The organism is Kitasatospora sp. NPDC096204, assembly GCF_044763205.1.
Taxonomy (GTDB): domain Bacteria; phylum Actinomycetota; class Actinomycetes; order Streptomycetales; family Streptomycetaceae; genus Kitasatospora.
In genome coordinates this window covers 19,416-34,174 of record NZ_JBIWFT010000005.1, presented here as the reverse complement: position 1 = coordinate 34,174, position 14,759 = coordinate 19,416, and the positions used below count along the sequence as shown (strand labels likewise).

Here is a 14,759-nt window from a genome sequence, read left to right as displayed (position 1 = left end):
CGGGCGGTGATCGTGGCGAGGGCGACGGTGGCCTCGGGGCCGACGTCTGAACCGGGGTCCCGTCGGCCTGCCCGGGTCCTCTCACCAGCACCTTGTCCGGATCCCGAAGACTTGGGAGAGTTGGGCCATGCCCAAGAAGTGCCACCGTACCGCCACCCTGGCCGAGATCACGGCCGCTCTGCCGCCGGTCGAGCACTGGTACGGCGAGGGCATCCCGTCCCCGGCCGGCCGTGCGGAGTTCACCGACGACGACGGCCGGCTGTGGCGGAAGGTCCGCGGTCCGCTCCACCGCAACCTCGCCAGGCGTCTGGCGACCCAGGCGGACGAGCTGATCGTGGGAGAGGGCGCCGGCGGCCACTTCCGCCACGTCCCGCCGGACGACCGGCTCGCGGCCTGGCACGAGATCAAGGACAGGCTGCACGCGGACGAAGCACCGAGCTACCACCCCTACGAGTTCGCCTCCGCGGACGGCCTCCTGACCCTCCTCTACATCGAGGAGAGCTGCTGAGGCCTCCGGTGGGCGGGAGGGGTTGGAGCCGGTGCCGGTGCCGGCGCCGGCGCCGGGTCGGGTTCGGTTCCCGACCCGGTGCCGGCTCCGGTTCCAGCTCCGGTGGCCGTCAGCCGTCAGCCCCGGTGCTACCGCTCGGTCAACGCCCGCGCCCGGACCGCGCGGCGCAGCGTGTCCAGCTGGTCCACCAGTCCGCGCCGGGTCGCCGCCGTGAGGTCCGGGTCGGCCAGGCAGACCTCGGCCGCCCGCACCGTCTGCTCGGTGGCGGCGAAGGCCGGGAACCCCACCGTGGCGAGCACCCGGGCCAGCGCGGGGCCTCGGCGGCCGGCGGCCGGCCCCAGCTCCTTGAAGTAGCGCGCGGTCAGCTCCTCCAGCAGTTCGGCCTGCTCCGACTGCCACAGGCCCCGGGCGGTGGCGATGGCCAGGTAGTTGGAGAGCTCGCCGTGGAACAGCGCCTGCCAGGCGGCCTCCTTGGCCGCGGGGTCGGGCAGCGCGGCGCGGCAGCGGGCGGCGCCCTCCTGGCTGGTGCTGCTGGGGTCGGCGGCGAGTTCGGCGGCGATCTCCGGCTCGCCAGCGGCGCCGAGCACGCACAGCCGCAGCAGCAGCTGCCAGCGCAGGTCCGGGTCGAGCGCCGGCCCGCCGGGTACCGTGCCGGCCGTCAGCCAGTCGCGCAGTTCGGCGGCCTGCTCCTCGCCGTCGGCGGTGGCGATCACGCCGCGCACGGCCACCAGGCGCAGCCCGGTGCCGCCCGGATCGCCCTCGGTGCGCCGCAGCAGGGTTCGGCAGACCTGCGCCAGGCCGGCCAGTGCCTCCGGGCGCCCGGACGGCGGCACCGCGCAATCCACCACGAACTCGCGGGCGAACGAGAGCACCGCGTCCACCAGGTGCACCGAGGTCTCGCCGGGCAGGTGGTCGGCGACCAGCCGCAGGTACTCGCCGGGCGCCAGCTCCCCGTCGCGCACCTGGTCCCGGGCGGCGCTCCAGAGCACCGCGCGGGCCAGTTCCTCGGGCACGGCGCCGAGCGAGGAGCGCACGGCCTGCCAGGAGCCGGGGTCCAGGCGGATCTTGGCGAAGGTGAGGTCGGTGTCGTTGAGCAGGGTCAGCTCGGCATCCGCGGGCCGCGTGACGGCCGGCTGCGCGGCGGTGGCGTCGGCCGCGACGTCGACCGGCACGCGGTCGGCCTGCTCCAACGCTCCCTCGGCGGTGCGCCGGTAGTGAGCCACGGTCAGCTGGTGCGGGCGCAGCGTGCCGTCGGCCGAGCTCTGCTCGATCCGGCCGTCGGTCAGCCGCAGGGTGTCCACGCCGGTGGTGCGCAGCCAGCGGTCGGCCCAGCCGTGGACGTCGCGGCCGCTCGTCACCGCGAGGGCCCGGAGCAGGTCGTCGAGGGTGGCGTTGCCGAAGGCGTGCTCGTCGAAGTAGTCGTTGACGCCGGCCAGGAAGGCCTCCTCGCCGAGCCAGGCGACGAGTTGGCGCAGTGCGGCGGCGCCCTTGGCGTAGGAGATCCCGTCGAAGTTCTGCAGCGCCCGGGCGGTGTCGTCCACCGTGCCGGGTGCCACCGGGTGGGTGGAGGGGCGCTGGTCGGCGTCGTAGCCCCAGGTCTTGCGGTTGGCGGCGAAGCCGGTCCAGGCGCTGGTGAAGCGGGTGGAGGAGGCGGTGACGCTGTAGGCCATGTACTCGGCGAAGGACTCGTTCAGCCACAGGTCGTCCCACCACTTCATGGTGACCAGGTCGCCGAACCACATGTGCGCCATCTCGTGGATGACCACCATGGCGCGGTCCTCGCGCTTGGTGTCGGGCACGGCGGACCGGAAGACGAACTCGTCGCGCAGGGTGACGCAGCCCGGGTTCTCCATCGCGCCGGCGTTGAACTCCGGTACGAAGCACTGGTCGTAGCTGTCGAAGGGGTACCGGTGCCGGAAGACCCGGTGGTAGTGGTCGAAGCCCTGCCGGGTGATCTCCAGCAGCTCGTCGACGTCGGCGTCCAGGTGGGCGGCGAGCGAGCGGCGGCAGTGCAGGCCGAGCGGGATCCCGTCGTGCTCGGCGCGCACCGAGTGCAGCGGGCCGGCCACCACGGAGACCAGGTAGCTGCTGATCGCCGGGGTGGGCGCGAACTCCCAGCGGCCGGGCGAGACCTGGCGGCCCAGGCCGTTGCCGACCACGGTCCACTGCCGCGGCGCGGTGACGGACACCGTGTACCGCGCCTTGAGGTCGGGCTGGTCGAAGGACGCGAACACCCGCGGGCCGTCGTCGAGGAAGGACTGGGTGTAGACGTAGTCCTCGCCGTCGGCGGGGTCGGTGTAGCGGTGCATGCCCTCGCCGGTGTGCGAGTAGGCCATGTCGGCCTCGACGGAGAGCTCGTTGTCGGCCGCCAGGTCGGTCAGCGGGAAGCGCCCGGCCCGCAGGGCGGCGACGTCCAGTTCGCGGCCGTTCAGCACCACCCGGTGCAGGACGGCCGGCTTGACGTCCAGGAACGTCCCGGCGCCCGGGGTGGCGCAGCCGAAGCGGATCACCGTGGTGGAGCCGAACAGCTCCTGCCCGCGGGTCAGGTCGAGGTCGACGTGGACGGTGTGGACGCCGAGCAGCCGGTGGCGCTCGACGGCCTCGGCGCGAGTGAGTACTGAGGTATCGGACACAGGGGCCATGCTGCTCCATCCAGGGGGCGAACGGTACGGGCTTTTCGGCTCCGGGCGCGGGGGCTTCGTGACATCCGGCCACGGCGCCCGCGCGGGAACCGTTCGGCGCATCGCGGTGACGACTGCTACTTTGCCGGAGGCCTCGCGAGAGAACGAGGAGGTGGTACCCGTGAACGCAGTAACGACACGGGTGCCCCCTCCGGGGTCACGGTCGGGCGACAGGTCGTCGTCCGGGAGCGCCGTCTCCGAGCACCCCGAAAGGCACGACCCTGCACCTCACCTCCGAGCAGCGCCCCGGCGACAACGTCCTCGAACGCGAATTCACCCTCGCCTCACCCTCGGCGAGATCCCCGGCACCCTGTGGTCGCCTCCTGGGTCCACCTCCGCACCGGCCCCGCTGATCCTGCCGGCCCACAACAACGGCCTGCCCAGGCGGGAACCCCGCCTGGTGGCCCGGGCCCGGCACTGCGCGGCGCAGGGCTACCCGGCGGCCCCCATCGCCGCCGCCGGGTGCGGTGCCCGGCCCCGTTCCGCCGCCGCCAGCTTCTTCGCCGGGGGCTACGTGCCCCACGCCCAGCGCGAGGAGACCCGTCAGGTCACCATCCCCCTACTGTTCCTGCAGCCGTGGGACGACGAGGGCAACCCCCGCCAGCGGGCCCTCGACCTGTTCGACGCCTTCGGCAGCCAGTAGAAGACCCTGCACGCCGGCCGGAGATGCACGTGGTCCACGAGACCGTCTACCAGGCGCTCTACGTCCAAGGCCGTGGCCAGTTGCGGCGTGAGCTGGCCGGCGCCCTGCGCAGTGGCCGGGCCCGCCGCAGGCCCCAGCGGCAGGCCAACTGCCGCCAGCCGCGCTTCGCCGACCCGATGGTCATGATCAGCGAACGCCCGGCCGAGGCCGAGGACCGGGCCGTCCCCGGCCACTGGGAGGGCGACCGTGCGACACGAAGTTGCACGAATTTGAGTGGGCTGACCGAATGGAGAGGCGGCTGATGGTGGGGCCGTAGGTGCAGTCACGGGTCCGTGTCCGTATGACCCGTCCCCGCCCTTGGCGTGCGATGCCGGTAACGGCGTGGTGCGAAGCCCGAGGGGAAGCCCAAGGACTCCCGTTCCATCCGGGAGTTACCGGCAAGGGGAAGACCGGACGGGTGAACCCAAGTGAACTCCCGATGATGCCTCGTGAACCCAAGCCCCGCCGATGGAAAGCACCAGCGGGGTGCATGGCTGGCCGCTGAGAAGCGGCAGGCGCTGGCCGGTAGAGGTCGTTCCGGCCAGGTGGACACCGCCGCCTCGGGGTAAAGGGAGCACCCACCCCGGTCGCATCTCATTCGTGTGGAACGTGGAAACCCCGTTGGGGTCCGGGCCGTCGCGGCCCGGTCGGCCGACCGTGAGGAAGGCTCAACTCCCCAGCGGGAAAAGGACGGCCCAAGAAGCCAATGTCGGAAGCCGAAAGGAAACGGGAACCCGGGGCAGCATGACCGGCCTCTCCGCCGGTCGCCCCGCATAACCGTCCGGATACAGGCGGCTGCCTGGACCCGAAAGGGTGCTGACGTGGGCCGGGTGAGTCTGTGCGGACTCACTGGACAAGGACGACGGAACCGAGGGACAAGTTGGACACCATGACGGACGCGGACGGAGCGGTCTCGACCGTCCCGGCCGCCGCCGCGACGGTGAACGGACCCGAGGGCGAAGACCTGGACTGGGCGTCGATCGACTGGCGCCGGGCCGAGGAGGACGTACGGCGTTTGCGGCGGAGAATCTTCACGGCATCGCAGGCAGGGGACCTCAAGAAGGTCCGCAATTTGCAGAAGCTGATGCTCCGGTCCCGTTCGAACACGCTCCTGAGCGTGCGGCGGGTCACGGAGATCAACGCGGGACGCGCGACGGCGGGAGTCGACGGTCAGGTGGTGCTGCTTGCCCAGTCCAAGGCCGCGTTGGCCCACTGGGTCCAGCACCAGGCCCGACCCTGGACTCCCAAGCCCGTCAAGCGGGTGTTCATCCCCAAACCGGGGACCCCGAAGAAGCGCGGACTCGGGATTCCCGTGATCGTCGACCGGTGCCTGCAAGCCGTGGCACTGGGCGCACTGGAACCCGAGTGGGAAGCGCGGTTCGAGCCGAAGTCGTACGGCTTTCGGCCCGGCCGCGGCTGTCACGACGCGATCGGGGCCATCTACTCCACGCTGAACGGGAAGAACCCGCAGCGTGTGTGGGTGCTCGACGCGGACCTGACGGCGGCGTTCGACCGTATCGACCACGACCGGCTGCTGGCCACGCTCGGCACCTTCCCCGCCCGGGGACTGGTCCGGCAGTGGCTGAAGGCCGGGGTCGTGGACAAGGGTCGGTTCGCCCCGACCGAGGAGGGAACTCCGCAGGGCGGGGTGATCAGCCCGTTGCTCTTCAACGTGGCCCTGCACGGGATAGAGGAAGCCGCAGGGGTCCGCTACTACACCGCCGGCCGAGACGCCGGGAGTGCACAGAGCGGAAGTCCCGTGCTGGTTCGGTACGCAGACGATTTTGTCGCGATGTGCACCAGCCGTGAGCAGGCCGAACGGGTCAGGGCGCGGCTGGCGGCATGGCTGACGCCCAGGGGGCTCGCCTTCCACGAGGACAAGACACGCATCGTCCACGCGGAGAGCGGGATCGACTTCCTGGGGTTCAACGTCCGCCGGTATCACGGCAAACTGCTGGTCAAGCCGAGCACTGCGGCACAACGACGGATCCGGGAACGGCTGCACGCCGAGATACTGGCCCTGCGAGGGGCCAACGCTGCGGCCGTGCTCAAGAAGATCAACCCCATCGTGAGGGGCTGGTCGGCCTACTACCGGACGGTGGTGTCCAGCGAGATCTTCAGCGCGCTGGACAGCTACATGTGGCAGCTCGCCTGCAAGTGGGCCAAGCACAGCCACCCGAACAAGCCGAAGCACTGGATCTCCAGCAATTACTTCGGCCGGTTCAACAAGGCCAGGAAGGACCGCTGGGTGTTCGGCGACCGCGACAGCGGCGCCTACCTGCTCAAGTTCTCCTGGACGAAGATCGTCCGGCACCAGTTGGTCAAGGGCAGGGCGTCTCCGGACGACCCGGCTCTGGAGTCGTACTGGGCCGAGCGACGTCGCAAGGGACCACCTCCGCCGGTCGACGGCATGACCATGCGCCTGCTCCAGGCTCAGCACGGTCGCTGCCCGGTCTGCGGAGGGCTCCTGCTGCACGCCGATCACCCGCCGCGAAGTCCCCAGGAATGGGAGACATGGCGGGCCGTCATCCGGAATGCGATCTCCAAGCAGTACGTCGCATTCCTGGGCGGAAGCACGCCGGGCGATCAACGAATCCGTCTCCTCCACACCCAATGTCAACGGCGGAACGGAGCCGCCGAGCTGACGAGTCCAGCACCTTCGCCTGCCCGCGAGCCCTCGGGGCTTGCTTGAGCCGTGTGCGGTGAACAGCTGCTTGCACGGTTCTGAGGGGGCGGGGACGCAGCAATGCGTCCCCGCTACCCGACTGATCACCGGCAAGGTCGGCGCCTCAACGATCGGCACCGTGGTCGAACGCGCCACCCGCTACGTGATGCTGCTTCACCTGGCGAACGACTGCACCGCTGAACTCGTGCGCGACGCCCTCGTGGAGACCGTGCGGACCCTGCCCGGCCACCTGGTGCGCTCGCTGACCTGGGACCAGGGCGCCGAGATGGCCGCACGGGCGGGCGGCCCCGCCGGGCCGGAGCGCGCGGCCCGCGACGGCGGGCCTCCTTGACCCAGCAAAGAAACTCTGAACAGCTCACCCTCCGACTCCCGTTCCAGCACGACGCCATTGGCGCCTCAGCGCCGCCCTCGCCGGCCAGACAGGACGCGAGGCGGCCAGGATCGACGATGATGAAATCGCCACCCCTGCGCTGGTCTCGCTCGCCGAGTTGCCGTCAGCTCCTGCCGCCAGACGGCCCAGAAGCCCCGCCAGAATAGATCTGGCGGGGCTTCGATTTGCCTCAGCTAATACCCGTATTTATTTCCTTCTATCCCATCTCGACTTCATAGCGAGCTCGGAGCTCTGCCGCCAGACCAGATGCCTCCTCGGTATCGGCGTCGACTTCTACCGTCCACCAAGTGCTATCACTCGCAGTTAGAACCAGGGGACATGCTCCGAAATCATCCGCAGCGAATCGTTCCGGATCAACCAAGCGAGGGCATCTCTCCGCCACAAGCAGCAGATCAAAGCACTGGCGGACACCGGTCGCGAATTCCTGAACCTGAGGCCACGACATGACGTACCCCTCAGGCGAGGAGTTCACCTTATCTCGAACTTCTGCATATCCCAGGCCGAACTCTCCTCGCACAATCCCGTCGAATTCGAGCACGGACCACACCCAGTTGTTGTCCGGGACCAGGGCAAGCAAGCTGTCGAGACCGACTATTCTTCCGTCAGCGTCGTGCATCCGAAATTCCACTATTTCACTCATCGTTACCCGAAATCCAACGGCTCCGCGCCACCACGACTACGGGTGCCACCGGTCGCGTTTTCATTCCAGGGGTGCTGGTGCGGATTGTCATGGTTCTGCGGCCTTCCATGATCAGTGAAGTCGACGTCCCTGACGGGCTTGCCATCCGCATCGAACTCTCGGGCCTGAGCGTACGGGGGATTCCGCTTGCTGTTTTTCACCCCGAGTTGCGTGTGCGGATACCCCTCAGCCGCCGGGTCAGGAGCCGGCTCTCCGGTCCGGGGGTCCCGCGGGAGCTCCCGGTCCGGATATCCCCGAGGCGTATCCCGACCTGTAATGCAATTGTGGACGAGTACCGGCGTGGTGTCTGCGAGCACATAGTACGTGTGGAGCTGGGCGACGGTGAGGTTGCGGGCTTCCTGGGGGGCGGTCTCGTAGTTGTGGACGGTCTGGACGGTGAGGAGGGTGCCGTTGGCTGCGCGGAGCTGGTCGCCTGAGTGGAGGTCAGCGGCTTCGGTCCAGCGCTGGGTGGTTTCGTTCCAGTAGGGGTGGTGCTGGGTGGAGGTGCTGGTGACGAGCGGGGCCCGGGAGCCGGCGTCGGAGGTGAGGGTGAGGTCGGTGAACTCGTGGTCGTCGGGGGTGATGATGACGTCGGTGACGGGTTCGGCCGCGGTTTCGCCGGTCTGGGGATCGGTGGCGAGGACGGAGTCGCCCGCCTGAACGTCGCCGATGGGTTTACTGCTGCCGTCGGCTAGTAGGACCAGTGTTCCTGGTGTGAAACTGTGTTTCACACCATTGATCGGGCAACTGCCCACGACCTGTTCGGCCTCGCGGGCGAGCTTGGACTCCTTGCGCCAGGCCTGGAAGCCGTCCCAGAGTTCACTGGCGAGCCGCTTGATGGTCTTGACCAGTTCCCAGGCCTTGTCCCAGTGGAACGCGTACTTCTTGGCGAGCTTGGCAAGCGGGCCGCCACCGATGAGGCTGGTGACGACGTTGAGGGCGGTCTCGCCGCAGGCTCCGAGGTCGCCCTTGGTGACACAGTCGAAGGCATCGGTGATACCGAGCTCGTCGGCGGCGATCTTCGCCAGCTGCTTGCCGGCGTTCATCACCTTCTGCTTCGTTTCGTCGGCCCTCTTCTTCGACGCCTCCGCCTTCTCCACAGCAAAGACCTGCTGCACGATCTCGGGGTGCTCGGTCGCTAGGGTCACAGCCGTCTGCACACCAGCCGCAACCACATTTGCGGCATTGCTGATCATGTTGGCGATGATGTCGAACGAGAACAACCCGCTCGGGTCGGACCTGTTGACCGGATCGTTGTTGCTGTAGGCGTAGGCGTTCCACTGCTGCGGGTCGGCGCTGCTGAGGATCGGGTCCGGGTTGAGGAAGCGCCCCGTGGTTGGTTGGTACTGACGGGCGCCGAGGTTGGTGAGGCCGGTGACGTCGTCCTTGGTACCGCCGACGAAGCCGCGGTCGCCGGCCCAGGCCGAGGGCTGGGTGCCTCGGGGGTTGCCGAACGGGTCGGTCGGCCGGCGGGATTCAGTGAGGGTGGCGGCGTCGAGCGCCAGGCCGCCGGTGCCGTGGTGGTCGGCGATCTGGTAGGTGAGCCGGCCTCCGCCCTGGCGGACGAGGGTGGTGCCGCCGGGAATGCTGTAGTAGCGGGTGCCGACGGTGGCCTTGGTGTTGGTGTCGTAGACGAGTTCGTCGTCGCCGATGGTGATGGTGGTCCTGCCGGGGTTCCGGCGGATCAGCTGGTTGCCTTCGGGGTCGTACAGGTACGTCGTGGTGCCCGCGCTGGTCTTGGCGAGCGATTCGAGCTTGCCCTCGCTGTTCCAGGTGAGCGTCGCCGTGCCGGCGGTGTCGGTGATGGCGGTCGTGTTGCCGACCTGGTCGTACTGCGTGGTGCTGGTGGTCGGCGCGTTGTTGCCGGTGCGGCTGCTGGAGGTGAGCAGGGCGTGCGGGCCTCCGGTGCCGCCGCCGGTGTTGGGCGCGGTGGTGGGGGTGTTGCGGGTGCCGCTGGACGGGAAGGTCTGGGTGACCGTGGTGTCCTTGGTGGTGTCACCGCCCGGGTCGTGGGCGACGAACTGCGTGCGGTTGCCCGTCAGGTCGTACTGGTAGGTGTGCCAGTACGGGACGCTCCCACCGACGGTGGTCCGAGCGGGTGCCTGGACCCCGCTCGTGGGGCTGTTGTTGGCGCAGGCGCCCTGTCCTCCGACGCTGGGACCGGGCACCTGGTTGAGCCGGCCCGTGTCCGTCCAGGCGGTGGTCAGGCGTCCGAGGTAGTCGTAACCGAAGCACTGGAGGTCCGTGGCGTTCGGGTCGCTGTTCGGGATGGAGCGGATCGCCGTGATGCGTCCGGACTGGTCGTAGGCGTAGGTGGTGTTCTGGACGACGCCGGTGGTCGAGGTCTGCGTGTCGACGAACTGGGTGAGCAGACGTCCGGTCGACTCGTCGTACGTGTTGGTGGTGACGACCTGGGTGCCCCAGGGGTTCATGGTGGAGCGGATGTTGCGGCCGAAGGCGTCGTAGTCCGACTGGAGGTCGTACGTCTGGCCGGCGACCGCGCCGAACCTCAGAAGCGGTCCGTAGTGCTCGTAGCCGTATTCGATGGTCTCGGCGAAGACGTCGCCGACGGTGGGTCGGGTCTCTTGGTTCAGTGCGCCGGTGATGGGGTCGTACTTCGCCTTGCTGGTGAAGGTGACGTTGCCGGTCTTGCCGATCTCGCTGCCGGGGATGGTCAGCGTGGTCTTGGTCGGACGGTAGGCGATGTCGACGCTGAGGACTGCCTTCGTGTAGGCGGCGCCGTTGGCGTAGCGGGTGGAAGTGTCGAGCTGCCCCTTGGCGACGGTGTCGTAGGCGAAGCCGGTCAGCTGGCTGGCCGGGGAGATGGTGCCGTCGTACGTCCCGGTCTTGCGGCCCAGGAGGTCATAGGTGGTCGCGATGGTCTTGCCGCGGCCATCGGTCGTGGAGGTGACCCGCCCGGCATTGTCGTAGACGGTGGTGCTGTTGCCCGTGTCGGGGTCGCTGGCGCTGGTCTGGCGGCCACGCTGGTCGTAGCTGTAACTCCAGGTGTTACCGGCGGCGTCCGTACGCGACGTCTCTTTCCCCGCGGGGCTGTAGGTGTACGTCGTGACGTCCGCGTCGCCCGCGTTGCCGGTGGCGGTGGGCGTGCGGTACTGCCAGAACTGGGTCGTGCGGCCGCGCGAGTCGGTGACCTTGCTGCCCGGGGTCGCTCCTGCCGGAGGCGTGACGTCGGTACGGTCGACGCCCGGGAAGGCGGTCGTGATGGTGGACTGGGTGGTTCCGAAGGCGCGGGTCTGCGTGCTGACGGCCCGGCCCATGCCGTCGAAGACGGTGTAGGTCTGGTTGGGGACGGTCGCGTCGTCGGGTTCGAAGCGAGTGGTGCTCGGACCCACAAGGTCCTTGTAGTAGGTGTTGTTGACGCGCGGAGTGCGGCCCTGGGAGTCGTAGTACGTGTCGGTGATCAACCGGCCGGTGTACGCGGAGATCGCCGGGTCGGTCTGGGTCTGGATGACCCGGGCCAGCCCGTCCAGGATCTGGATGGATGTCGCGTAGCTGCTGCCGTCAGCCCGCAGGGTCCGGCTGGTGATGGTACTGGGCTTCGCCGAGCCGTTGAGGTCGTAGGTGAAGACCTGGCTGGCGGGGTCGGCGGTGGTGCGGCCGGCCTGCCACGCGGAGGTCAGCCGGCCGAGGCCGTCGTAAGCCTCGGTGATGGAACGGCCGTTGGCGTCCGTGCTCACCAGGGGCAGGGAGCGGGCCGGGTCGAGGGTGACGGTCGAGACGCGGCCGGTGTCCGCGTCGGGGGCGCCCGCGGGCGCCGGGGCGGTGATCGTCGTCTGGTTGGGCAGTTCACCGGGGTTGGCGGAGCTGCGTGTGGTGGTGGTGGACGCACCGGAGGGGTGCTTGGCGTCGGTGACCGTCGGATCCGTGACGGTGACCGTACGGCCGTAGGCGTCGTAGGTGGTCAGCCCGGTGGTGATCCAGCGGGCGTTGCCGTTGGCGTCGTAGCCGTCGAGGGCCTGGATGCCGCTGACGAGGCCCTTGGAACCGGCGGAGCCGTAGGGCTGGCTGTCGAACAGCGTGCGGGCGCCGCTGATGGTGTTGGCCGCAGTGGCGGCGGTGGTGCAGGCGTTCGCCCCGGAGACGGAGATCGTCTCGGCCACCATGCCGGACATGACCGGGTCGTTGTTGGCGGCGTAGGAGGTGCGGGCGCAGACATCCGGGGTGCCGTCGGCTGCGCTGAGGACGGTCTTGGGACGGTTGGAGTGGTCGGGGTCGTTGGTGGTGGTCTCCGTCGTGGTGCGCCAGGTGCCGTCGCTCTTCAGGGCTCCCGCGGTGGTGACGGACGTGGTGGCCGAGTACCGGGCGATCAGTGGTGGCAGGGTTCCGCGCGCGTGTCTGGCGGTCTCCACCTCCCCGGCGCGGGTGTTGATGCTGTAGGCGAGCGGCGCAGCGGCGTCGGCGTCGGCGAAGGTGTCGCTTTCGAGGACCTCCCCCGACAGCCAGTCGGAGTCCTGGACCGCTGCGCTGACCGGGCCCTTCACCTTCACCGAGCGGGTGCCCGTGGTGGTGATGTCGCCGTCCATGCCCTGGTAGTAGGTCCGGGAGGTCTTGCCCTTGACGCCGTCCTTGCCGTTGCCGGTGACGGCGGTGACGGAGGCGAACCCTCTGAACTCGTCCCAGGTGCGGTCCTTGTCCTCGATGAACGGGGAGTCGTTCCGGTGCCAGGCCGCGTCGCCGTACGTGTACGTGGTCGTCTGCGGGAGGGCTCCCTTGACCAGGTCGGATCGCGGGTCGACCGTGACGGACTTGACCGGGTAGCGCAGGAACCAGTCGTCGACCGGCGGGTCGGTGGGCTTGGAGTTGGTCTGGTACCACTTGACGTTGTAGCAGGCCAGCTTGTTGTTGTCCGCGGAGGTCGGCATGACGCCCGCCGTCCGGGAGCAGGAGGCGGAGTAGTAGTCGACGCCGATGGTGCCACCGGTCTCGGTGGTGACGAACGCCATGCGCGGCCGGTTGTACTCGGGACGCGCGGGGCCCGCGCCGTCGACACGGTTGGGCAGCAGCATGTTGGCGAATGTGACCAGCGGGACCTTGACCTCGGCCTGGCCGTTGGCAGTGTCCTTGCCCGTGCGCCGGATCGACGCGAGCCACGGGACGGCGGTGTTCTCCGTGGGGTTCTCGACCTGCTTGAAGACGTGGGTCAGCTCGTAGTGGTCGACATCACGGTAGCCACCGCCCGAGCGGATCTGGGTGGTGACGGTGTTGAGCCACTTGGTCGTCCAGTAGCTCGGTCCGCTGTTGGAGCAGGGGTCGTTCTGCTGGCACTGCTTGTCGAGCGGTACGTCGGGCCAGTTGACCGCGTTGGCGGCGGTGCGCTGTCCCGGGTCGCATGCGGTGGGGCTGGTGAGGCAGCGCTCGCCGCTGTCGAGGACGATCCTCGATGCGCCCTGGTAGTTGCCGTTCGCTGCGATCTGGTCGCTGAGCAGCTGACCGTAGGCGATGGTCCGGACGACACCGCCGCGGGTGTAGGCGCTGTTGACGCCGTTGCCGCGGTTCTGGCCGGCACCCCGTGCGTAGTAGTTGGTTTCCGGGGCGTAGGTGTAGGTGGTGAGGTTGCCGTGGACGTCGACCACGTAGTCGAGGTTCCAGCGCCAGGCCATCTGACACCACGATGCCTGCCCCTGGCCGGCGTTGTAGCAGGGATCGCCGGCGTTGGGAGAGTAGACGGGGACGGTCCAGGCGGAGTTGGAGTCCGGCCCGGCGGCCGTTGCGCCACCGCCGACGGACGGCAGGTGGTTGAGGCCGAAGTAGTAGGCGGTGCCCGCCGCGTCGGTGAGCTTGATGTAGGAGCCGCTCCAGGTGCCGTTGGCGGCGCCGGTCAGGAACTCGATGCGGCTGCCGTCATCGCTCTTGAGGCGCCAGGTGCACTTGGACTGCTCGTCCGTGGAGGTCCCGGTGGCACACGAGCCGTCCTTCGGGACCAGTTCACCGGAATGACCTGCGAGCGAGAGCGTCAGGTTGGCCCCGCCCCAGCACTGGTCGCCGGATCCCGCGATGCCCGCCTTGGAGCACGGCTTGTAGACCCGCTCGACGAACCCGGTTCCGAGGTCCCAGCCGTCACCGAGCCATGAGGCCTGCGAGTTGGTGGACGACGTACGGCCGTCCACCGAGGCCGAGCTGTACCCGAGGGCGAGTTGGGGAGCGGTGCCGCCGAGGGTCGGCGGAGACTGGATCGGATAGGTGTAGTTGAACGAACCGGACGCGTCACCTGCGGTCCAGGCCTGGCTCGGGGCGAGGCTGGTTGCGCTGAAGGTTCCACCGCCTCCGGCGTCGGTCGGTGCGTCCAGGGTGAGGACCATCGGTGCGAGCGCCGTGACCGACTTGGCGGAGACACCACCCTGGGCCGGTGCCGCCGCCGTCGACGGCAGGTCCACTTCTGCGACCAGCCGCTTGGTGGCGGCGTCGTAGTGCGACGCGACGGGCGTGCGCTCCTGGCAGCCTCCCGCCTGGGGAGTGGTCAGTGAGCAGGCCGGCAGGGCATAGAGGCCGGCCCGTTGGGCCCACCCGGCACCGATGCCGCCGCTGATCACGTCAGGGTCCAAGGCCACCTGGACCTTGCCGCCGGCACCGGACGTCGGCGTGAGGGTGACGAGGCCGCCGTGGGATCCCACGGCCTCGGCCGCCTTCGCGTCGGTCACCTCTACTCGGAGAACGGGGCCCGCAGTGGCAGGGCCGCTCTTCGCGGCGACCTCGGCGCCGGTCGTTGCAGCGTGCTGTCCTGTTGCCGCTGCCACCGGGGCGAGCCAGACCGGCAACGTCCCGGCCCGCTGCGACGCGCCTGCGGGCGCCTGAACGGGCACCGCCGCATCCGAGCCTCCGGATGCCGCCCGGGCCTCGGTGGCCTGGCGTGCGGACAGGTCCACAGTGGCGCTGCCACGCTGCGCAGCGGCCGGCGACTTCGGCGGCACCCAGTCCGGAGTGCCCGTGGGCGGAGCCACCGGGTTCGGAGGAGCCGCATCCTTGCCGGAGACCGAGGCAGTCCTCGGCAACGGCGTGGTCGGCGGGGACCAGACCTTGCCCTTGTCGACCGTGGCGCCGAACGCGGGCCCGGCGACCGGGGTCAGTAACGCCGCGACCACTGTCAAGGTGCTCAACAGTGCGACCCGTGAAC

5 protein-coding genes and 3 pseudogenes are annotated in these 14,759 nt (G+C 69.4%); 5 read left to right on the top strand and 3 right to left on the bottom strand.

What is annotated here, in order from left to right; all coding sequences use genetic code 11:
- The first annotated feature begins 127 nt into the window (after positions 1 to 127).
- Positions 128 to 508: a hypothetical protein gene (locus ACIQ87_RS07170; RefSeq protein WP_402402802.1), complete on the top strand. Its 381-nt coding sequence runs from the start codon at positions 128 to 130 to the stop codon at positions 506 to 508.
- Between the two features lie 128 nt (positions 509 to 636).
- On the opposite strand, the gene pepN is transcribed toward ACIQ87_RS07170, so the two are convergent.
- Positions 637 to 3,141 (bottom strand): aminopeptidase N, encoded by a 2,505-nt coding sequence (gene pepN, locus ACIQ87_RS07165; RefSeq protein WP_402402799.1) that lies wholly within the window; start codon positions 3,139 to 3,141, stop codon positions 637 to 639.
- 269 nt (positions 3,142 to 3,410) lie between these two features.
- Between pepN and ACIQ87_RS07160 the strand changes: the two are divergent.
- The 4 genes and pseudogenes from ACIQ87_RS07160 to ACIQ87_RS07145 form a co-directional block, all read left to right on the top strand.
- Positions 3,411 to 3,829 (top strand): annotated as a pseudogene (locus tag ACIQ87_RS07160) (hypothetical protein); the annotation flags it as partial.
- A 26-nt stretch (positions 3,830 to 3,855) separates the two neighbouring features.
- A pseudogene (locus ACIQ87_RS07155) lies at positions 3,856 to 4,077 on the top strand (IS30 family transposase); the annotation flags it as partial.
- 683 nt (positions 4,078 to 4,760) lie between these two features.
- A complete protein-coding gene (gene ltrA / locus ACIQ87_RS07150; RefSeq protein ID WP_402402796.1) occupies positions 4,761 to 6,563 on the top strand; it encodes a group II intron reverse transcriptase/maturase in 1,803 nt (600 codons plus the stop codon).
- A 73-nt stretch (positions 6,564 to 6,636) separates the two neighbouring features.
- Positions 6,637 to 6,831: pseudogene (locus tag ACIQ87_RS07145) on the top strand (IS30 family transposase); the annotation flags it as partial.
- Between the two features lie 313 nt (positions 6,832 to 7,144).
- On the opposite strand, the gene ACIQ87_RS07140 reads toward ACIQ87_RS07145, so the two are convergent.
- Both ACIQ87_RS07140 and ACIQ87_RS07135 read right to left on the bottom strand, forming a co-directional pair.
- Positions 7,145 to 7,564, bottom strand: a complete 420-nt coding sequence (locus ACIQ87_RS07140; RefSeq protein WP_402402793.1) for a hypothetical protein — start codon at positions 7,562 to 7,564, stop codon at positions 7,145 to 7,147.
- 26 nt (positions 7,565 to 7,590) lie between these two features.
- Entirely contained in the window at positions 7,591 to 14,286 is a 6,696-nt protein-coding gene (locus tag ACIQ87_RS07135) for a polymorphic toxin-type HINT domain-containing protein (protein ID WP_402402790.1), read from the bottom strand.
- Positions 14,287 to 14,759: the final 473 nt, after the last annotated feature.

Coding starts and splice junctions, on each gene's coding strand:
- ACIQ87_RS07170 (WP_402402802.1), top strand. CDS start 128: ATGCCCAAGAAGTGCCACCGTACCGCCACCCTGGCCGAGATCACGGCC.
- ACIQ87_RS07140 (WP_402402793.1), bottom strand. CDS start 7,564: ATGCACGACGCTGACGGAAGAATAGTCGGTCTCGACAGCTTGCTTGCC.
- ltrA (WP_402402796.1), top strand. CDS start 4,761: ATGACGGACGCGGACGGAGCGGTCTCGACCGTCCCGGCCGCCGCCGCG.